This is a genomic window from Vibrio rotiferianus CAIM 577 = LMG 21460, from assembly GCF_002741985.1.
Taxonomy (GTDB): Bacteria; Pseudomonadota; Gammaproteobacteria; order Enterobacterales; family Vibrionaceae; genus Vibrio; species Vibrio rotiferianus.
In genome coordinates, this window is sequence record NZ_APHW01000022.1 from 38600 (window position 1) to 58267 (window position 19668).

At 45.8% G+C, this 19668-nt stretch carries 18 protein-coding genes and 1 pseudogene; all 19 read right to left on the reverse strand.

The annotated features are described in order from the left end of the window. Window positions 1-12 precede the first annotated feature (12 nt). The 19 genes and pseudogenes from B853_RS10680 to B853_RS10770 all read right to left on the reverse strand — a co-directional run bounded on the left by B853_RS10680 (window position 13) and on the right by B853_RS10770 (window position 19619). Complete coding sequence (locus B853_RS10680; protein WP_038884863.1) at window positions 13-1038, reverse strand: chemotaxis protein CheW; 1026 nt, start codon at window positions 1036-1038, stop codon at window positions 13-15. Continuing rightward, window positions 1031-1807 (reverse strand): ParA family protein, encoded by a 777-nt coding sequence (locus B853_RS10685; protein ID WP_038884864.1) that lies wholly within the window; start codon window positions 1805-1807, stop codon window positions 1031-1033. Before B853_RS10685 ends, B853_RS10680 begins: the two co-directional genes overlap by 8 nt. Window positions 1808-1815: 8 nt before the next feature. After that, window positions 1816-2931 carry a protein-glutamate methylesterase/protein-glutamine glutaminase gene (locus B853_RS10690; protein WP_010449588.1) on the reverse strand — a complete coding sequence of 372 codons (1116 nt, stop codon included), beginning with the start codon at window positions 2929-2931 and terminating at the stop codon, window positions 1816-1818. Between the two features lie 28 nt (window positions 2932-2959). Beyond that, entirely contained in the window at window positions 2960-5182 is a 2223-nt protein-coding gene (locus tag B853_RS10695; protein ID WP_038884866.1) for a chemotaxis protein CheA, read from the reverse strand. Window positions 5183-5191: 9 nt separating this feature from the next. Continuing rightward, window positions 5192-5935 (reverse strand): protein phosphatase CheZ, encoded by a 744-nt coding sequence (locus B853_RS10700; protein ID WP_038884868.1) that lies wholly within the window; start codon window positions 5933-5935, stop codon window positions 5192-5194. A gap of 115 nt (window positions 5936-6050) precedes the next feature. After that, window positions 6051-6419, reverse strand: a complete 369-nt coding sequence (gene cheY / locus B853_RS10705; protein WP_017635949.1) for a chemotaxis response regulator CheY — start codon at window positions 6417-6419, stop codon at window positions 6051-6053. Window positions 6420-6463: 44 nt separating this feature from the next. Continuing rightward, window positions 6464-7198, reverse strand: a complete 735-nt coding sequence (locus tag B853_RS10710) for an RNA polymerase sigma factor FliA (protein ID WP_038884870.1) — start codon at window positions 7196-7198, stop codon at window positions 6464-6466. Continuing rightward, window positions 7191-8078: a MinD/ParA family protein gene (locus B853_RS10715; RefSeq protein ID WP_029561023.1), complete on the reverse strand. Its 888-nt coding sequence runs from the start codon at window positions 8076-8078 to the stop codon at window positions 7191-7193. Before B853_RS10715 ends, B853_RS10710 begins: the two co-directional genes overlap by 8 nt. Before the next feature lie 14 nt (window positions 8079-8092). Beyond that, the gene (flhF, locus tag B853_RS10720) at window positions 8093-9598 is read right to left on the reverse strand and encodes a flagellar biosynthesis GTPase FlhF (protein ID WP_038884871.1); all 1506 of its coding nucleotides are present in this window, start codon (window positions 9596-9598) and stop codon (window positions 8093-8095) included. A gap of 26 nt (window positions 9599-9624) precedes the next feature. Beyond that, entirely contained in the window at window positions 9625-11724 is a 2100-nt protein-coding gene (gene flhA / locus B853_RS10725) for a flagellar biosynthesis protein FlhA (RefSeq protein WP_010449595.1), read from the reverse strand. A gap of 196 nt (window positions 11725-11920) precedes the next feature. After that, window positions 11921-13053 (reverse strand): annotated as a pseudogene (flhB, locus tag B853_RS10730) (flagellar biosynthesis protein FlhB). A gap of 9 nt (window positions 13054-13062) precedes the next feature. After that, window positions 13063-13845 carry a flagellar biosynthetic protein FliR gene (gene fliR, locus B853_RS10735; protein ID WP_010449599.1) on the reverse strand — a complete coding sequence of 261 codons (783 nt, stop codon included), beginning with the start codon at window positions 13843-13845 and terminating at the stop codon, window positions 13063-13065. A gap of 12 nt (window positions 13846-13857) precedes the next feature. Continuing rightward, a complete protein-coding gene (fliQ, locus tag B853_RS10740; RefSeq protein WP_038884875.1) occupies window positions 13858-14127 on the reverse strand; it encodes a flagellar biosynthesis protein FliQ in 270 nt (89 codons plus the stop codon). A gap of 26 nt (window positions 14128-14153) precedes the next feature. Beyond that, window positions 14154-15023, reverse strand: a complete 870-nt coding sequence (gene fliP, locus B853_RS10745; RefSeq protein WP_010449602.1) for a flagellar type III secretion system pore protein FliP — start codon at window positions 15021-15023, stop codon at window positions 14154-14156. Continuing rightward, window positions 15010-15423, reverse strand: coding sequence for a flagellar biosynthetic protein FliO (fliO, locus tag B853_RS10750; RefSeq protein WP_029561024.1), 414 nt, complete (start codon window positions 15421-15423; stop codon window positions 15010-15012). Before fliO ends, fliP begins: the two co-directional genes overlap by 14 nt. A gap of 1 nt (window position 15424) precedes the next feature. Then, window positions 15425-15835, reverse strand: a complete 411-nt coding sequence (gene fliN, locus B853_RS10755; protein ID WP_010449605.1) for a flagellar motor switch protein FliN — start codon at window positions 15833-15835, stop codon at window positions 15425-15427. Window positions 15836-15918: 83 nt separating this feature from the next. After that, on the reverse strand, window positions 15919-16959 hold the full coding sequence (gene fliM / locus B853_RS10760; protein ID WP_010449607.1) for a flagellar motor switch protein FliM: 1041 nt from the start codon (window positions 16957-16959) through the stop codon (window positions 15919-15921). Window positions 16960-16966: 7 nt separating this feature from the next. Beyond that, complete coding sequence (fliL, locus tag B853_RS10765) at window positions 16967-17467, reverse strand: flagellar basal body-associated protein FliL (RefSeq protein ID WP_010449610.1); 501 nt, start codon at window positions 17465-17467, stop codon at window positions 16967-16969. Window positions 17468-17507: 40 nt separating this feature from the next. After that, window positions 17508-19619 (reverse strand): flagellar hook-length control protein FliK, encoded by a 2112-nt coding sequence (locus B853_RS10770; RefSeq protein ID WP_038884886.1) that lies wholly within the window; start codon window positions 19617-19619, stop codon window positions 17508-17510. Between the last annotated feature and the right edge of the window lie 49 nt (window positions 19620-19668).

Below are 19668 nucleotides of genomic sequence, written 5' to 3' on the forward strand. Positions count from 1 at the left end.
CCGACCACAATTCTATTTTAGTGATTTTACATCTAAACCAGCGTTTAGCATGCCAATTAGTGCATGGACATGAATTAAAGCACACATTTTTTCTTTAACCATGCCAGCAAGCCAAGGTCTCTTGCCTGCTTGTTCACGCCAGCGCACTTTGTCCACATTTAGTGTTTCGGTGCCAAGTAATTGATTACTTGCCAGCCCCCACATACTTTCACCAAGCATCACTACATATTCGTAGCTATCTTTGTATTCGTCGCTCGAAAGCTTATCGGGCATCACCCATTTAGCGGTATCGACAACGTCGTATTGATTCTCTCTGCTGGTTTGAAGGCCCAAATACCAATCCGGGCGACCAATCAAATGGTTCAATTCAGCAATTCTGTGTATTCCACCGAGTTCATCCAGAGGAACCGCAAAAGTGACACCATTGACATCAAAGTACAGAACCTGAAAATCTTCACTTCGCTGCGTACTCTCCCACTCTCTTGATGGCTCGGGGCCAGCTTGAGTATCGAGCTCGACTTCCACCTCTAAGTCTGTATCAACAATCGGTTCAACAATCTCTTCTACAGGCTCGATGGCGACCGTTTCAAGAGCACTATCTGGCATAGAAGGCTCTTCGATGGTCCATTCTTGAATTTCTTCTTCAACCGCGACTTGTTCCGCAACCTCAACTTCAACCTCTTGGTGCTTGGTCTCAGATGCAATATCAATCGTGTTCTGTTCCAGAATATCGTCAATATCCAGCTCTGCGACCACATTCGTCGACTCAAGCTGACTAAGAAGTCGTTGCACATCCTCAAGATTTGGTGCTTCTAGCTCTGGAGAATATACCTCATGGTATTGATAAGATTCTGGTTGTGAATATTCAAGCTTCAGCTCTGGCTCTGGCTCTGGCTCTGGCTCTGGCTCTTCAGAGCTTAATTCCTGTTCTAGTAAGTCAAGAGGACTTTCTTGTGATTCAAACTCTTCATCAAGTAAAGCACTAAAATAGTCATCTAGTGCTTGCTCACTCGAAAGTACTGGCTCATGTTCACTCATCAATTGCTAACCTCTCTAGATAGATCAGCAACTGTTTATAAGCAAAGACCCCTCGGCTTCCTGATGCAAAGTGCGACGCTGGTAAGCGCTTCAAACTTGCATCTCTAAACTTAGTATCAATTGGCACTGCTGAAGTCCAAACCTTGTCTGGGTAATCTTTCTTCAACTGGGTCAATGTCTGCAAAGATGCTTTGGTGCGTTTGTCATACATCGTAGGTACGATCGTTACTTTAAACTCATCTTTGCGAGACTTTTGCATGATGGTCAAAGTGCGAATCATCCGTTCCAAACCTTTCATTGCCAAAAATTCAGTTTGGACAGGAATCAAAATTCGATCGCTTGCAGCAAGTGCATTTACCATCATTACACCCAGTATTGGCGGGCAATCAATCAGTACGTAATCGTAATCTTGTTCGACTGCTTGTAGGGCTCTTTTTAAGATCAGTCCCATGCCGCTGCGATTCCCCATCACTCGATCAAGCGTCGCTAATGACATATGAGCAGGGATAATATCGATGCCTTCAACCTGAGTTTCAAGAATCAATGGACGAACTGTACTACTGTTAAACGTTCTTAGCTGGAAAAGGTCGAACAAGCTTGAACTCACCGCATCTGGGTCAAAGCCAAGGTAGGTCGTCAACGATGCATGAGGGTCGGTATCAACCATCAATACACGATGCCCTTTTTGGCTTAACAAACCAGCTAACGTCACAGTCGATGTCGTTTTTCCTACACCACCTTTTTGGTTAGCTACACTCCAAACGATCATGATTTTTCCTACGCTAAGCCAACTTCGACCAACATGCGCTCTGCAATACGTTCTAAAGGTAGGTCTTCTGTTGAGATCCCTGCTTTAGCGACGGCTTGAGGCATGCCATATACGACGCAGCTTTCTTCATCCTGCGCCCAAATTGTCGAGCCAGCAGACTTAAGCATGCGTGCACCTTCTCGACCATCTGCACCCATGCCGGTTAGCACCATTGAAAGTACTTTATCGCCATAAATTTTCGCAGCAGAACCAAAAGTAACGTCAACACATGGTTTGTAGTTCATTCGATCGCCGCCATCGATAATACGAAGGCGTGCGGCTCCCGCTCTACCATCCACCATCATCTGCTTACCACCTGGTGCGAGGTACGCTACACCAGCTTGCAGCACGTCGCCATCAGCCGCTTCTTTCACCTGAATCTTACACAGAGAATTCAAACGACTTGCGAAAGCTGCTGTGAACGTCGCTGGCATGTGCTGAATCAGAACAATTGGGTGTGGATAATTAACCGGCAGTTTGGTGAGAATTTTCTGCAGTGCCACCGGACCACCTGTAGAGGTGCCAATTGCCGTTAGTTGATATTTCTTACCTGAAGCTCTGAACTTTGCCGCTACCGGTCGTCCAGTCGCTGGCGTCGCCGTTCCGTTAGTACGTAAAGCAGTTGGGCGAGAAGCTGTGCTGCTTGGCGTCGCTGCAGGCTTTGCAATTGGGCGACGCATAAACGCGCGCTTGGCTGCAATCTGAATAACGCGCTGCTGTAGCAATGTCACTGCTTCATCACGGTTGCGTGCAATGTCTTCAAATTTCTTTGGAAGGAAATCAAGAGCACCTGCGTCCAACGCATCAAGGGTCGCTTTTGCACCATCATGCGTCAAAGATGAAAACATCAATATTGGCGTTGGTGCTGCCGCCATGATTTCGCGAACTGCGGTGATGCCATCCATCACCGGCATTTCGATATCCATTGTAATGACGTCGGGCTTTAGCGTTTTCGCTTTTTCAACAGCCTCTCGGCCGTTTACTGCAACGTCAATAACTTCAAGGCGCGATTCTGAATTGATGATCTCGCTAACGCGACGTCGAAAGAAACTTGAATCATCAACAACTAATACTTTAATCGCCATTTTTATCCTTTATATCTTTCTACTCAACTTAAATACGAGACGCAGCCGCGTATTGTTTGAGTAGGTCTGGCACGTCTAGAATCAATGCAATGTGACCATCGCTGGTAATCGTCGCACCCGCCATGCCTGGCGTGCCTTGTAGTAAGTTGTCTAGTGGCTTGATAACCACTTCTTCTTGACCTATTAAAGTATCCACTACGAAGCCAACTCGTTGACTGCCTAGCTGAACGATAACAACATGTCCATGGCCAGAACGCTCTGCGACTTTTGTGCCACGTTGCGCCAACCAATTCTGTAAGTAGAACAGAGGAAGCGATTTATCACGTACGATAATCGTCAACTGACCATCAACAACGTTAGTACGACTTAGGTCAAGGTGGAAAATTTCATTAACCGATGCTAACGGTAGTGCAAATGGATGCCCACCGACGCCAACCATTAGGGTTGGAAGAATTGCTAGCGTTAGCGGTACTTTGATGGTGATCTTCGTACCCTTACCTAGCTCAGAATCGATATCGATTGAACCATTCAAGGTATTGATCGCAGTCTTAACCACATCCATGCCAACACCACGACCTGAGATGTCTGAGATCTTCTCTTTACTAGAGAAGCCTGGTGCAAAGATGAGGTTGAAGCACTCTTTGTCCGACAGACGTGCTGCAGCATCTTCGTCCATCATGCCGCGTTTCACCGCGATACCACGAAGCTTATTCGGATCCATACCGCCGCCATCATCGACGATAGCCAGTTCGATATGATCACCTTCTTGAGATGCTGACAAGATCACTTTACCAGTACGAGACTTACCCGCCTTCGCTCGGTCATCAGGCATTTCGATACCATGGTCAACTGAGTTTCGTACTAAGTGGATTAGTGGATCCGCAAGCGCCTCTACAAGGTTTTTGTCTAGATCGGTTTCTTCACCGCGCATTTCCAGCACGATGTCTTTTTGTAAGTTACGCGCCAAATCACGTACAACACGAGGGAAGCGGCCAAATACTTTCTTGATCGGCTGCATACGTGTCTTCATCACCGCGCCTTGAAGGTCTGCAGTAACGACATCTAAGTTCGCAACAGCTTTCGACATTTCTTCGTCATTGCTGTTTAAACCAAGACTTAATAGTCGGTTACGAACCAAGACTAACTCACCAACCATGTTCATTATCGTATCAAGGGTTGATGTATCTACACGAACGGTCGCTTCAGCTTGAGGCTTCTTAACTGCAGGAGCCGCTGCTTTTGGCTCTTCTTTTACGGCAACGGGTTTTGCTTCTGGCTTAGGTGCTGGAGCCGGAGCTGAAACTGGTGCAGGAGCAACAGAAGGTTGAGTCGGTGCAGCTGGTTCGTTAGTTGAGTTTGCGGAAGCTGGCTTAGTCGCAAAATCAAGCTCTTCGATAGAAGGGCCTTTGCCTGAACCATGTAGCTCATCCAACAGCTTTTCAAACTCTTCATCGGTCATCAAATCACTGTCTGCAGATGGAGCTGTTGGCGCTGGCGTAGCTGGTTCTGGCGCTTTAGGTGTTTCAGGTTCAGTTGCAAAGCTTGATGCAGATGGGCTTTTACCAGCACCATGTAGTTCATCCAGTAGACGCTCGAACTCATCGTCTGTGATATCACCACTATCCACTGGTGCGCTTGCAACTGGTGCTGCTGCAGGCTGTGCAGCGTGTGCGCCTGGAGCACTACCTTTACCATGCAACTCGTCCAGAAGCTTTTCGAACTCGTCCTGCGTAATCTCATCAACAGAGCTTGCACTAACGCTTTCAACTGGCGCTGACACTGGTTCTGGAATAACGACTGGCTCAGGTTCAATAACAGGTTCTGGTTCAGCAACAGGAGCAACGGCGACCTCATCTTCAGACTCAGGTCGACATAGACGATGTAGCTCTTCAAGTAACGCCGGATCCGCGGCTTCTAGAGCATCACGATCTTGAACTGCTTGGAATTGAGTATTAACAGTATCCAGTGCTTTTAGCATGGTATCCATCAAACTCGGAGTTACGGAACGTTGGCCATTTCGCAACACATCAAATACGTTTTCAGCGCCGTGACAGGTATCAACCAGTTCGGCTAGCGACAGGAATCCTGCTCCACCCTTTACTGTGTGGAACCCACGGAAAATAGCGTTCAGTAGATCTTTATCTTCAGGGTTATTTTCTAACTCTACAAGTTGCTCAGACAGCAACTCCAGAATTTCTCCGGCTTCAATTAGAAAGTCCTGAAGAATATCTTCGTCTAAATCGTAGCTCATACGTTACCTTTAAAATCCAAGACTGGACAATAAGTCATCGACTTCGTCCTGCGATGAAACTGCATCTTCCCTCAATTCTGGGTGAAGAATTGGGCCTTCCGCTTCACTTGAGCATTTTTGCTTTGTGTCAGAAGCTTCAACAGGTTTGCTAGCTGTTTCTTCTTCTGGTTTGTTATTCGAAAAGACCGTCAATATTTCCACTAAACGCCCTTCCACCTCATTCACGAGTGTAATTACTCTGCGAATGATTTGACCAGTTAAGTCTTGGAAGTCTTGCGCCATTAGAATTTCGGTTAGTTGACCACGTAATTCTGTACTGTCACCTTCAACTTGAACGAGGAGTTCATCGATACGGTGGCAGAGGGCTTTAAACTCACTTAATTCAATTCGACCATGCATGAGTTCGTTCCATTGAGGACGAACTTGCTGTAAGCAGTTATTTAAGTTGTCCGCCATCGGTAGGCAACATTCCACTGCATCCATCGTCTTGTTTGCAGCCAGTTCAGTTTTCTCGATCACGTACTGGAGACGATCCCTTGCATCTGGGATTTCATCTTTAGCGATTTCCGTCATACGTTGATCGATATTGAACTGCTTCAATGAGTCATGAAGGTCACGTGTAAGAGTTCCGATTTCTTGAAGCATCGGATTTCCTTTCCCTTCATATATGGAAGCAACCAGCGCATCTGCTTGTTCTTGCTCTCCATTTTCTAATAACTGGACGAGAGACTTCGCCTGCTCTAGTGAGATCATCCTGAATAGACCCTTTTACGTTTTGCTCTTTCTAATTACTACATTATGTTAAGTGAGCCATCTATTTTTAGATTTAAAGTATTTGACGACTCAGCTAACGAGTAAAAGTAAGGACTTATAAACGTTCGAAAATTTTATCGAGTTTTTCTTTTAGTGTTGCCGCTGTAAATGGTTTAACGATGTAACCGTTAACGCCAGCTTGAGCAGCTTCAATGATCTGTTCACGCTTTGCTTCAGCTGTGATCATAAGCACAGGAAGATGCTTCAATTCAGCATCTGCACGAATATGTTTTAGAAGGTCAATACCCTGCATTCCTGGCATGTTCCAGTCAGTTACAACGAAATCGAAGTCACCTTTTTTCAGCATTGGTAATGCAGTTAAACCATCATCTGCCTCTTGGGTGTTATTGAAACCCAAGTCACGAAGTAGGTTTTTGACAATACGGCGCATTGTTGAGAAGTCATCAACAATAAGGATCTTCATGTTTTTATTCAAAATTGCCTCCACTGAATCAAAAATCAGTGTTTTTAGTCATTTTGTGTCCACGCACTCAACTTAGTGCGTAAACGTTGCATCGCTTGGCTTAGTATTTGGCTAACGCGAGACTCACTCACACCTAATACATCACCAATTTCTTTCAAATTAAGTTCTTCGTCATAATAAAGCGAAAGTACCAAAGCTTCACGCTCAGGTAGCTGTTTTATTGATTCAACCAGTGCTTTTCTAAACGATTCATTCGCCACACCTTTGAATGGATTATTGTCATCCGAATCTTCGGCTGGCGTTATGACATCATCAGAGACGCCCAGATCTTCGATACCTATGAGCTTGGAGCAATTAATATCCGTCAACGCGTTATGGTATTGCTCTATTGAAAGCCCCATATGAGCCGCAACTTCAGCATCACTAGGATCTCGATTCAGCTGAGCCTCTAGCTCTGCTATCGCTTGATTAATCTCTCGATTATTTTTATGAACAGAACGTGGTACCCAATCCCCTTTGCGAATGTCATCTAACATCGCACCACGGATTCGAATACCTGCGTATGTTTCAAAGCTCGCACCTTTAGAACCATCATAATTCTGCTGAGCTTCGATAAGACCGATCATTCCGGCTTGGATTAAATCCTCAACCTGAACACTCGGCGGTAAACGGCCTAACAGGTGGTGAGCTATACGTTTGACCAGCACAGAATAACGTTCAATGAAAGCCTGCTGGCTATTGACGTTGCCACGCTGATCATAAGTAAGCGCTTTATTCACCAAAAGGGTCCTCTGAGAATTCATTACGATGCAGCAATCTTTCTACAAAAAATTCTAAGTGGCCACTTGGCGTTTTTGGAATCGGCCAAGTCAGTGCCTTGTTCGCTAATGAGCTGATTGCTAAAGCAGCTGGTGAGCGAGGAAAAGCATCCACTACAATTTTTTGCTTCTTAACTGCTTGTCGTACTTTATCATCTAATGGAATACATGCTACGAGTTCAAGGCTCACATTCAAGAATCGCTCTGTGACTAGCGTCAACTTTGCGAATAATTCTCTGCCTTCACGATAACTCCTGACCATATTTGCAACAACTTTAAAGCGTTGAACTTGGTGTTCTTTGCTTAAAAGCTTGATCAGTGCATAAGCATCAGTGATTGAAGTTGGTTCATCACAAACGACTACAACCACATCTTGAGCTGCTCGTGAAAAACTGATAACCATATCAGAAATACCCGCGGCTGTATCAATCAGTAACACATCCATTTCATCTTCAAGGCTACCAAAAGCACGAATCAAACCCGCATGTTGAGCCGGTGACAATTCCGTCATGCTTTGTGTGCCTGAAGTTGCAGGTATTATCTTTATACCATAAGGACCTTCAACAATTGCATCTTTTAACTCACATTCGCCTGCAAGTACGTGTCCTAGATTACGTTTTGAGCGAATACCGAGCATAACGTCGACATTGGCAAGGCCTAAGTCAGCATCGAGTACCATCACCTTTTTGCCTTGGCGTGCCATACAAATTGCCAAACCAAGTGTTACGTTAGATTTACCCACACCACCTTTACCACCCGTTACCGCAATAACTTTAGTGAGTGATGGCTGTGTTAAGCGACGGAGGCCGCTTGCTTGATCGTGTATCATATTCTCAGTCATAGTAGTCCGCCGCCCTAGAGTCCTTCGTTGTCACTATTCCAAAAGTGAGGTTCGTTCTCTGTCGACTTCTCTAACAGTTCGTTTGCTTTCGCAATCATGTATTTTGGTTGTGCAATCACAATGTCTTCAGGTACACGCTGTCCGTTTGCGATATACGCGACTGGCATTGCATTTTGAATAACTACGCTAATGAACTCACCTAAGCTTAGGGATTCATCCAACTTAGTTAAAATGCAGCCAGACAATGGAATACGTTTAAAGTGGTCTAGTGTTTCTTGTAATACGCGTCGTTGAGCTGTCGCTGGCAATACAAGGTAACTGTGGATGACCTCTCCACTCTCTTGCATCAATGTATCCAGTTGCTCTGATAGACGAACATCACGTTGCCCCATACCTGCAGTATCAACCAAAATCAGACGTCTGTTTCGTAGTTGATATATAACATCGGCCAATTCATCAGAATCTTTAGCAACTCTTACAGGACAACCCATAATTCTGCCATATATTGACAACTGTTCATGTGCACCAATTCTATAAGTGTCTGTTGTCACCAAGGCAACGTTGTCCGCGCCATACTCCATCGCAGCACGAGCAGCTAGCTTTGCCACTGTCGTCGTTTTACCAACACCAGTAGGGCCTAGCAGTGCGACAACACCACCACGTTTCAATATATCTTGGCGTGGTGTCGAAATCTGATCAGCGACCAGTGCTAGTAGAGCCTTCCACGCTCTTGAAGGTTTCGTGTCTTCTGGAATATAGCAAGCCATCTGGTCCGCTAGCTCCGGAGATACACCCATACGTTCTAACCGTTTAATCAGCATTGCTCGTAGAGGTTCACGGCGCTCAACTTCCTGCCACATAAGCCCCGAGACTTGATGCTCCAACAAACGACGTATCGATGTCATTTCTTCTCGCATGTTCTCGAGCTCACTTGGCGAATTATCTTTTTCGTCAGAAGGTCGACGGCGATCATAACGTGTCGGATCCAGCTTCGGACTAGGAGGACTGAATCGATCATCTTGAGCAATAAGTTTGGCCAGAGGCGAATCAGGCTGGTAAGGAGCTGGCTGGTTATAGTTCTCTCTGTGCTTAGTTTGTCTTTGCAACAGCGCTGATAACGAATCCTCATTTTCAGCCACATGGTCATCAGATTCCGACGCACCATGGCTATACTGTTTGAGCATGTTCGCAAAGCGTTTTGTCATCGAACCCGATTTCTCGGTACTGTTGTTCAAACTAATTTTGTCTTCATCTAATCGACGATCTTCAAAACGGCTCGCGGCGGCAGAAGACATTTGTTGATGTTCACTATAACGATTTGGTGTAGTAGAGCGACTAGGTAGCGCTTTTGCACTGCTCTCTCCAGCAGCTGCGTTGGACTCGCCATCTATCGCAGCTACGATCTCTACGCCACCCGCTACTTTCTTGTTCGACATGATCACCGCATCCGCTCCAAGTTGTTCTTTCACTTGAAGCAACGCTGAGCGCATATCTTTGGCAAAAAATCGTTTAATTTTCAAACTACGAATCCATTATAATGGGTTATTTAATTACCCACGGCTTGCACAATTCTGATCTGTTTTTCATCCGGGATTTCTTGGTACGAGAGCACCCTTAAGCTTGGTATTGTGTTTTTGACAAACTTAGCCAATGTTGAACGCAATACGCCAGAAGTCAGTAGAACTGCAGGTTCCCCCTTCAGCTCTTGTTCTTGTGTCGCTTGACTCAAGGAAGATTGCAGACGCTCTGCCAATCCTGGCTCAATACCTGCGGATTCTCCTCCTGAAGCCTGCATTGTCTGATGCAAGATTTGTTCCAGCTCAGGAATCAGTGTAATCACTGGCAACTCAGGCTCTATGCCATTGATTTCCTGGACAATTAGTCGTTTAAGAGAGATACGAACCGCTGCTGTTAGAATGTCAGGTTCTTGACTCTTACTTGAGTACTCAGCCAGGGTTTGGATGATGGTTCTAATGTCTCTAATTGGTACCGCTTCATTAAGCAAGTTTTGCAGCACTTTCACAACCACACCAAGTTGCAGTTGGTCAGGAACAAAGTTCTCTACCAGCTTAGGCGCACTTCGCCCAAGCATTTCAAGTAGGTTCTGCACCTCTTCATGCCCAATGAGCTGTGAAGCATTATTGGTTAGCAATTGGCTTAAATGGGTTGCGAGAACCGTTGAAGAGTCCACTACGGTGTAACCTAAGGCTTGAGCGTGTTCTCTCTGTTCTTCGCGGATCCACACAGCTTCGAGACCAAATGCAGGGTCAATTGTTGGTTCACCCTCGATCATGCCATAAACTTGACCAGGGTTTATTGCAAGTTCTTGGTCTGGCTTGATTTCAGCTTCACCAACGGCAACACCCATTAGCGTAATACGATAGCTATTTGGCGTTAGTTCTAAATTATCACGTATGTGTACAGCCGGAATCAGAAAGCCAAAATCCTGAGATAGCTTTTTACGCACACCTTTAACCCGTTCGAGCAACTCCCCACCTTGGTCTCTATCCACTAGCGGAATCAAACGATATCCTACTTCTAGACCAATAATGTCCACTGGCTGCACATCATCCCAAGAGAGTTCCCTTTGAGAGATAGGTTCGTTCCCACCTTCAAGCTCTGCGGGCGGCTTAGGCTCTTTCGCTTTTTGTTTCTGCTTTTTATCTAGCCAATAAGCAGCGCCACCAGCAATGGCCGCAAGGGAGAGGAATGAGAAATGAGGCATGCCCGGAACAATACCCATAACACCTAAAATTGCCGCCGTGATCATCAGTGCTTTCGGGTTATCAAACATCTGAAAAATCAGCTGCTCGCCCATATCTTCATCAGTATTTTGACGGGTTACCATCATCGCAGCAGCGATTGATAGTAAAAGTGATGGTATCTGCGCAACAAGGCCATCACCAATCGTCAGCAGGGTATAGATTTGCATAGCTTCAGAGAAGCCTAAACCATACTGCGCCATACCGATGGATAAACCACCAATAATGTTGATGAATAGAATTAAGATACCAGCAATGGCATCACCTTTAACAAACTTTGACGCACCATCCATCGAACCATAGAAGTCGGCTTCTTTGGTAACTTCGAATCGTCTTGTTCTCGCCTGCTCTTGATCGATAAGTCCCGCGTTCAGGTCGGCATCGATGGCCATCTGCTTACCGGGTAAAGCATCTAGGGTAAAGCGAGCACTAACTTCAGAAATACGACCTGCACCTTTGGTAACTACCATAAAGTTGATGATCATCAAGATTAAGAACACCACCAAACCAACAGCGTAGTTACCACCAATTACAACATTACCAAAAGCTTCAATAACGTTACCGGCTGCGTTACCACCTTCATGACCATAAAGAAGAACGACACGAGTTGACGCAACGTTCAGTGCTAAACGAAGCAACGTTGCAATAAGAAGTACTGTTGGGAATGCAGCAAAGTCAAGCGGACGTCGTGTGTAAACCGTAACCAATAACACCACCATCGCAAGCGCGATGTTGAAGGTAAAAAACATATCCAGCAAGAAGGCAGGAATAGGTAAGACCACCATTGCAAGGGTGGCAAGTACCATTACTGGCGCGCCGATAGCCGGCATTGAACGCTGTGGTATTTTGGGCAGCTTATCTGCAAAAGGCAGGCTTAACTTCATATTTAGGTGGTGTCTCAGCTTTGATGTCTGCTCGTCTCGACGGGACGAGGGAGCGATAGCACTCATTCGTAAGTGCTAGGTATTGTTGTTGATAAACACGATTTAAGCAATCTGTGTACCAGCATAAACGCCAAAATAATGACTAAAGATCAAAGTAATTCTCAATCCTTTGATCTTTAGCTAATTTCCCTAAGCATTAATGTCGATATTCTGGGGGAATAGGTAACTCATAGTCCTTGAGTTTTGGTCTTTGTCCACCACGCTTGCGGTACTGCTTTAACTGGAATACGAAAGCGAGTACTTGTGCGACAGCGGTAAATAGTGCATCAGGAATCTGCTGTTCTAACTCAGTGGTGTAGTACAGTGCACGCGCTAAAGGAGGTGCTGGCACAATCGTAATGTCATTCTCTCTCGCAATCTCACGAATTTTCATCGCAATATGATCGGTTCCTTTGGCAACCACGACAGGCGCACGGTCTGTTTTTTGCTGATAACGAAGTGCAACAGAAAAGTGTTCTGGGTTGGTGACAATAACATCCGCTTGCGGAACATCAGCCATCATTCTTCGTTGAGCGGCTTCACGTTGTAGCATTCGGATACGGCCTTTAACCTCTGGTTTACCCTCCGTATCCTTGTATTCGTCTTTCACTTCTTGCTTGGTCATTTTGAGTTGGTCAGCGTGCTGCCAGATCTGAAATGGAATATCAATCGCGACAACTATCAATAGCGAGCAACTGATCAGCAAGACGAAGTTCAGCAAGATATCGAGTGCATGGAAAATGTTTTGCGGATAAACATCCATACTAAGCTGAATCAAATCAGCCTGTGATGCTTGGATCAAGTATATCGCCACCCCTGTCACCAAGCCAACCTTTAGGATTGATTTGACCAACTCAACCCAGCTTTGTAGCCCAACCATTCGCTTCAGGCCACTTAGTGGGTTCATTTTTGACAACTTAGGCATCGCCGCTTCTGCAGAAAAGCTGATTCCCCCCACGCCAGCCGCGCCAATCACCGCAGCAATAAAGAGCGTCAGTAGGATCAGCAGCAGAGGTAGCAGTAAGGAAGTAAGAGCACCGCCCGCGATATCAAACAATTTGGCGACATCAAAGATTTCATCGCGCTTAAGAGCGAACAAGCGGCTCATGATAGAAAACAGAGCACGAGCCAAAGATTCACCGAACCACATTAAAGATACAGCACCGACGATGAGCACCGAGGCCGATGCAAGCTCTTTAGAACGAGCCACCTGCCCCTTTTCTTTGGCTTGTTGTAACCGTCGGGGGGGGTGGCTTCTTCGGTGCGTTCTTGACCGTCTGACTCTGCCAAACCAGCCTCCTAACAACTCAAGCGAATGAGGTTACAAATTTGCTCCTCACCCACTGTCCAATACAGTAAGTAGTGGCTATATAAGCCAGCCAAAATATACCAGCACAACAACAAACCAACCATCAAAGCAAAGGCAAAACCGAGCGAAAAGATGTTTAGCTGTGGTGCGGCACGAGTCATTACACCGAAAGATAAGTTAATAGTAAGTAGCGCAATAATGCCAGATAAAGACATGCTCAATGCCGTTTTAAACATAATCCCCAACCAGCTTGCCATCTCTCTATAATCAACCGCATTCAGACTGCCTGAACCAATTGGTAGAGTTTTAAAGCTAAACACCACCAGCTGTAGCATTTTCAGGTGCCCATCTGTTGCTAAGAAGAATAAGGTCGCCAAAAACATGAAGAGTTGACCAAGCAATGGGGTATTTTGACCATTAGCCGGATCGACCATCGATGCAAAGCCTAAGCTCGACTGCATACCTAATATCTGGCCCAGCAGAACAAAAGTTTGAATCAAAAACTGAGTAACCATCCCCATTGCAACGCCGATAATGATTTGCTCAGCGATGGTCATGAAACCACGAAATGAGAGCAATTCAATATCTTGAGGAACTGCCGGAATAGCTGGCATCACGGCAAACGTAATTGCTAACCCGAGGTAAAGACGAATACGTGGCGAAACAAAGCGAGCACCAGTCACAGTCATTACCATTAACATTGAAGATATACGGACATATGGCCAAAAGTAATTGGCTATCCAATCCAGTACAATGTCAGTTGGGTATTCCATCACAATACCTTGTTAATAAAGCACTTGAGGCAAGCGCTCAATCAAACCAAAAAAGTACTCCATCAGCATTTGCGTCATCCAGTGACCAAATAGCATTAGGGCCAACAAGGTCACAATCAAACGTGGCAAAAAGCTCAATGTCTGTTCGTTGATAGACGTTGCCGCTTGAAAGATTGCCACGACTAAACCAATTAATAAGCTGGGAATAATGATGGCGCAGACCATGACCAGCACCATCCACAAAGCATCTCGGAAAAGCTCGACAAACATTTCAGGAGTCATAATTATTCCTCTTCAAATTTGCCCAGCTACAAAGCAAAGCTGCCCGCTAGGGTTGATAGTATTAAGTTCCAGCCATCAACTAACACGAACAACATTAGCTTGAATGGCAGGGATACAATCATAGGCGAGAGCATCATCATACCCATCGCCATCAGTACTGACGCGACCACTAAGTCAATAATAAGAAACGGAAGAAACAGCATAAAACCAATCTGGAAAGCTGTTTTTAGTTCAGAAGTGATAAAAGCAGGGATCAACACCGCCATAGAGACATCTTCAGGGTTTGTCACTTCCGCCCCAGACATATTAACGAACGTTTCAAGGTCTTTAACGCGAGTCTGCTTGAGCATAAATGCTTTCATTGGCTGTTGTGCTGCATCAAAAGCTTCTCGCGCTGTGACTTGCTCGTTTAAATATGGCTGAATGGCTGTTTCATTCACTTCATTGAGTACTGGGGACATCACGAAAAAAGTAAGGAACAACGCAATGCCAATAATGACCTGGTTTGATGGCGTTTGCTGCAAACCCATAGCCTGGCGCAGAATGGACATGACGACCACGATACGAGTAAAAGAAGTCATTAAAATGACCATCGCCGGCAAGAAGCCAAGCATGGTCATCAGAGCCAGAATTTGCAGCGTAACGGAATAATCTTCGCTACCATCTGGATTGGTCGTCATGGTAAATGCCGGAATGCCGCCCGTGTTGGAAACCGATAACGAGTGGCTTGCACCTTTATCACTCTCCATCGCTTGCACTGTAACACTGCCTCCAGGGGCTAAGTTGGCGGGTAATGCGCCTTCTTCGGCTTGAGCGAACGCGGCTGACGACGTTAATAGACTTAGCATCAAGACAACAAGGCCGATGACCAGTCTAATTGGATTATCCTTTATCATTCTTTTTAATCAGTTGACTAAATTGACTAGCAAATGCATTGGTCGCCAACTCATCCTCTTTTAGCGGCTGTTCTAGTTTAGCCAGGGTTTGAATCGATTGACTGGTAATACCTACCAGAAATTGCTCTTCTCCGACTTGCACGACTGCGATACGCTCTTTCGTTCCGACAGGTAACTGGCTGACAATTCTTAAACCTTTTTGCTGACCCATTGCTGGAACCTGCATACGCTTTAACAGCCATGCCAAAAAGATGATGACACCAATGACAAGAACCAATGAGCCCAATGTCGTCGCCATATCCAAACTATTTGGCGCCGCTGCAAATGCATAAGGAGCACTCAGCGCAAGGCTCAGTGCTCCTGTCATTTGCATCAACCGTGTATTGATTGAACTTCTCATACTAGCGTAGCTTTTTGATACGTTCAGTTTGGCTAATTACGTCCGTCAGACGAATACCAAATTTGTCGTTGACGACAACAACTTCACCATGAGCAATGAGTGTACCGTTAACTAACACGTCAAGGGACTCTCCCGCTAAGCGGTCCAGTTCCACGACAGAGCCTTGGTTTAACTGCAATAGATTTCGAATGCTAATCTGAGAACGACCGACTTCCATCGAGATAGTCACGGGAATATCCATGATGGTATCAAGCTTACGTCGCTCATCTTCAGAAATAGGCGCAGAGGTATCTTTCAACTCTTCTAATGGCGCTGCAAGCACTTCATCAACATCAATTGATGGTGCTGATGGATCTTCGCCAAGAGCTGCTGCCCATTCGTCAGCAAGTTTTTGATCGTCACTTGGTTCCATTATTGTGTCCTGTCTTAAATCTTCTTTGTTCTTCCACCTTCGCTATCAATTCAGCAAAGGCATTGAAATACTGGCATGTTAATTTAATCGTCATCATCGCTTTCAAGCTCAGACATAATGTCCTTACCCAAAAACGCCAAATCCGTTTTTACTACATGTGGACGTTCGATTTCCTCAGAAACTTGCACTGCCAGCTTGTCTTCTGAGCGCCCCATTTTGACTCGATAGGTGGGTAAATCTTCAATGAACATCGTCGCATGTTCTGGCATCTCAATCGGGATCACATCACCCGGTTGAAGTTCCATCAAGTCACGTAGAGAGATGTCTTTCTCCAGCAAATTCACACGAAAGTTTACCGGGCAATCCATGATCTCTTCACGCAGAGCAGAACTCCAACGTACGTCTGTTTCCATCTTGTCAGATTGAACACCCGCATCCAGCAATTCGCGGATAGGTTCAACCATCGAATAAGGCATCACAACGTGAAAATCGCCGCCACCGCCATCAACCTCGATATGGAATGAGCTGACAACAATCACTTCTGTCGGGCTCACGATGTTGGCCATACTAGGGTTTACTTCTGAATCAAGATATTCGAACTCCACACCCATGACCGGAGACCATGCTTCTTTGTAGTCTTCAAAAACAATTTTTAGGAGTAATTGAATAATGCGTCGTTCGGTTGGGGTAAATTCACGACCTTCGATTTTGGCATGGAAGCGACCATCGCCACCGAAGAAGTTCTCTACCAGAATAAACACCAGACGCGCTTCCATAGTGATCAGTGCCGTACCTTTTAACGGACGAAAACGCACCATGTTCAGACTAGTTGGAACGTACAGGGTATTTTGGTATTCACCAAACTTCATCATCTGTACGCCATTGATCGACACTTCTGCCGTTTTACGCAACATGTTAAACAGACTGATCCGCATGTGTCGTGCAAAGCGCTCGTTGATAAGTTCGAGCGTCGGCATGCGACCACGTACAATTCTGTCTTGAGATGAGAAGTCGAAGTTAACGGCACTCCCCGTGTCTTCGTCCATGGGTTCATCGACGTCATCAACATCGTCTACACCATGTAATAGCGCATCAATCTCATCTTGGCTTAATAGATCTGTCACGTTTTACCTATTGAATAACAAAGTCTGTAAATAGGACTTTTTCGATAACTGGTTTACCAACCGCAGCATTCAGCGCAGCTTTGATATCGTCAGTCGCTCGGTTTCTTAACTCAATTCGACCATCCGGAGAGCGCAGCTGCTCAACCGTAGCAGAAGCAAACGTTGATAGAAGAGAGCTTTCTATAAGTGGTGAGTGATAGCGAGCTAAGTTTTCATTTTCACTACCACGAACCATAAGTTGTGCTTTGATTTGAACAAGTCGATCCCGGCTATCACCTGTTACATTGAACACAAACGGCTGCGCAATATTAACGTAAGCGATTGGGTTTGCTGCCGCGACAGCTTGCGCGTCTTGTTCAACCGCGGCTTGTTCAGGTTCACTAGAGCCCATTAAAAAGAATGCAGCAGCACCGCCACCACCAAGCAATACGACGACTGCAATGATGATAATTAACAATTTACTTTTGCCTTTAGGCGCGTCAGCACCTTGTGGTTGTTCTTCTGCCATATTCTTCTCTTATGTTATTTGACGCTAAAACTCTGATATTTTATGCGTAAAAACTAATTCCATCACGCTTTGAAGTCACATTCAAATCAAGATTCACATCAGCATCAAAGTTTTCATCTGATTGGCCAGAAAAACCTCGCTCTGAGCCACCTTTTCCAGACTGTTCTGATGCGGTATACCCTTGTTGTTGACCACTACTCTGCTGCTGAACAGAAGAGTCAGCAAGCTGCATACCTTGTTGAGCAAGCATTTCTCTTAAACGAGGTAGCGTCTGTTCAATCAAATCTCGAGCTTGTGGATTACTAACCGTAAAATGAACATTGGCTAAATCGTTGTTCATTGTCATGCGGATCTGCATACGCCCTAACTCTGGCGGATCTAAGCGGATATCGAGGTTCTTAAGATTCTTCGACATCATCATCTGCACTTTTTCTGCAACTTGTTCATTGGCCAACTCTTTGGTTAGCTGCAGTGGTAGTTGAGCTTGCTGAGCCGCATCAACTCGCGCCTGTTGCTGGGCCGTTACGCCTTGCTGACCTGCTGCTGCTTGAATTTGTCCCGCTAAACCATGCTGGGCTTCTGGTTTGTCCTGCTGGTGTGAAGTGCCTTTCAGTGCGCCAGCCGCTAGACTTGCGCTCATTGCCTTTTTACTCAAGTCTAGATTCGCACCTGCGTGCGCTGCAGGGGTCATATTGGCTGCAACCAAGGCATCTGGCATTGCCGCCATCGCCGCAGCTTTATCTGCATTTGATGTCACCGTTGTTTGCACATTGGCTTGCGTTACTGCATGTTTTAGGTCTTGCGTAGCAAGTTGGTGCGCTTGTTGAGCACTCGCAGCTGAAGCCGCTACGCGACTTTGATTAAGCGTTGCTTGATGCTCGGCCATCGCCACTTTCACATCACTAGGTAAAGCGACAAATTGGGCTAACTCTTGCTCTGGGATATCCGCGACCAACTCGCCAGATTTTAGCCCTTCAATTATCTCGATTTCTTTTGCAGACAGAGGCTCACCCTGCGCTAACTTGGTATCAATAATGTCCAGCTCAGCAAGAGCTACGCGTTGTACTTCAACTGCCTCGCTTTCTAGTGGTGCTGTTTCTAGTGGTATTGCCTGATTAAGAGCTTCTGTACCGACTAGCGCTTGAGCGCCTTGTGCTACGACTTGACCATTGACGGCTGCTTGGGTCGTCGCATTCACCATCGCTTCCGCATGGACCGCCTGTGTGCTTGGTGAGTTCCAATCAATCTGCGCCGCTGATGGGATGTCACCACCTTGTTGTGGCTGAGAAATGTTTGGCACATGTTGTACGTTTGACGCATTCGAAGCGACAACTAGCGGCTTGCCATCAGCGTCTAGCATCACTTTTTCAGGGTCAACCGAAGAATTCGTCTCCATCCCTTTGATAGACGTATCTGTCGCTAAAGCTTTTTGTTGCTCCGAAGTTAGGCGAGCACTTTGCACATTACTCGCGCCCGCCGACACCATAACGCTTTCTGGTGGCAATGCTTTGCCACTATCTACAGAAAGCTCGTTTGATTGAAGCGTTTGGTTTGCTTGCTCAATACGCCCAAGTAGCTGCTGACCTTCTCCCATCGCGCTCTTCACTTGCTCGGTCTGTGGTTGCTCGGAAGATTTGGTTTGGGCAATGTTCGTTTGAGAGTCTTGAGTTGGCTTCGCAGCCAATGAAGCGGATTCAGAACCAGTCGACGTCGCCTCCGCTCCCTTTGTCATTTCGCTAGAGTCTGGAGAGGTGGAACGACTTGCGGTATCTAATTCAGCTTTAATTGATTTACTTTCGTGGTCGCCACTTTGTGCACCTGCTGCTTTGGATTCACTCTGCTCAAGCAGTTCATCGGTCGACTCTGTGGAAGCGACTTTATCAGCTTCACCACCTTCCGCAGAGACTTTTGCTTGGCTTTCAGCTTCTGAGTCTGCTGAAGCATCGTTAACCACTTCGTCTTTGGTCTCTACCGAAGCGTCAGGTGCATCAGATTTTGCCACCGCCTTCTCTGCTTTTTGTGAATCACTAAACACCCCAGCTAAGGTTTCAAAAAAACCTTTGCTTTCAGGGTTATCTTCAACAACCTTACTAGAAGAATCGGTGACCGACACCTTATTGGTTGCAGAAACATTCGATAAATTCACATTCATATAAACACTCTCATCATCGGCAGCGTTGAGCATATCGCTGTCGGATTGC

Coding starts and splice junctions, on each gene's coding strand:
- B853_RS10680 (WP_038884863.1), bottom strand. CDS start 1,038: ATGAGTGAACATGAGCCAGTACTTTCGAGTGAGCAAGCACTAGATGAC.
- B853_RS10685 (WP_038884864.1), bottom strand. CDS start 1,807: ATGATCGTTTGGAGTGTAGCTAACCAAAAAGGTGGTGTAGGAAAAACG.
- B853_RS10690 (WP_010449588.1), bottom strand. CDS start 2,931: ATGGCGATTAAAGTATTAGTTGTTGATGATTCAAGTTTCTTTCGACGT.
- B853_RS10695 (WP_038884866.1), bottom strand. CDS start 5,182: ATGAGCTACGATTTAGACGAAGATATTCTTCAGGACTTTCTAATTGAA.
- B853_RS10700 (WP_038884868.1), bottom strand. CDS start 5,935: ATGATCTCACTAGAGCAGGCGAAGTCTCTCGTCCAGTTATTAGAAAAT.
- cheY (WP_017635949.1), bottom strand. CDS start 6,419: ATGAAGATCCTTATTGTTGATGACTTCTCAACAATGCGCCGTATTGTC.
- B853_RS10715 (WP_029561023.1), bottom strand. CDS start 8,078: ATGACTGAGAATATGATACACGATCAAGCAAGCGGCCTCCGTCGCTTA.
- flhA (WP_010449595.1), bottom strand. CDS start 11,724: ATGAAGTTAAGCCTGCCTTTTGCAGATAAGCTGCCCAAAATACCACAG.
- fliR (WP_010449599.1), bottom strand. CDS start 13,845: ATGGAATACCCAACTGACATTGTACTGGATTGGATAGCCAATTACTTT.
- fliQ (WP_038884875.1), bottom strand. CDS start 14,127: ATGACTCCTGAAATGTTTGTCGAGCTTTTCCGAGATGCTTTGTGGATG.
- fliP (WP_010449602.1), bottom strand. CDS start 15,023: ATGATAAAGGATAATCCAATTAGACTGGTCATCGGCCTTGTTGTCTTG.
- fliO (WP_029561024.1), bottom strand. CDS start 15,423: ATGAGAAGTTCAATCAATACACGGTTGATGCAAATGACAGGAGCACTG.
- fliN (WP_010449605.1), bottom strand. CDS start 15,835: ATGGAACCAAGTGACGATCAAAAACTTGCTGACGAATGGGCAGCAGCT.
- fliL (WP_010449610.1), bottom strand. CDS start 17,467: ATGGCAGAAGAACAACCACAAGGTGCTGACGCGCCTAAAGGCAAAAGT.
- B853_RS10770 (WP_038884886.1), bottom strand. CDS start 19,619: ATGAATGTGAATTTATCGAATGTTTCTGCAACCAATAAGGTGTCGGTC.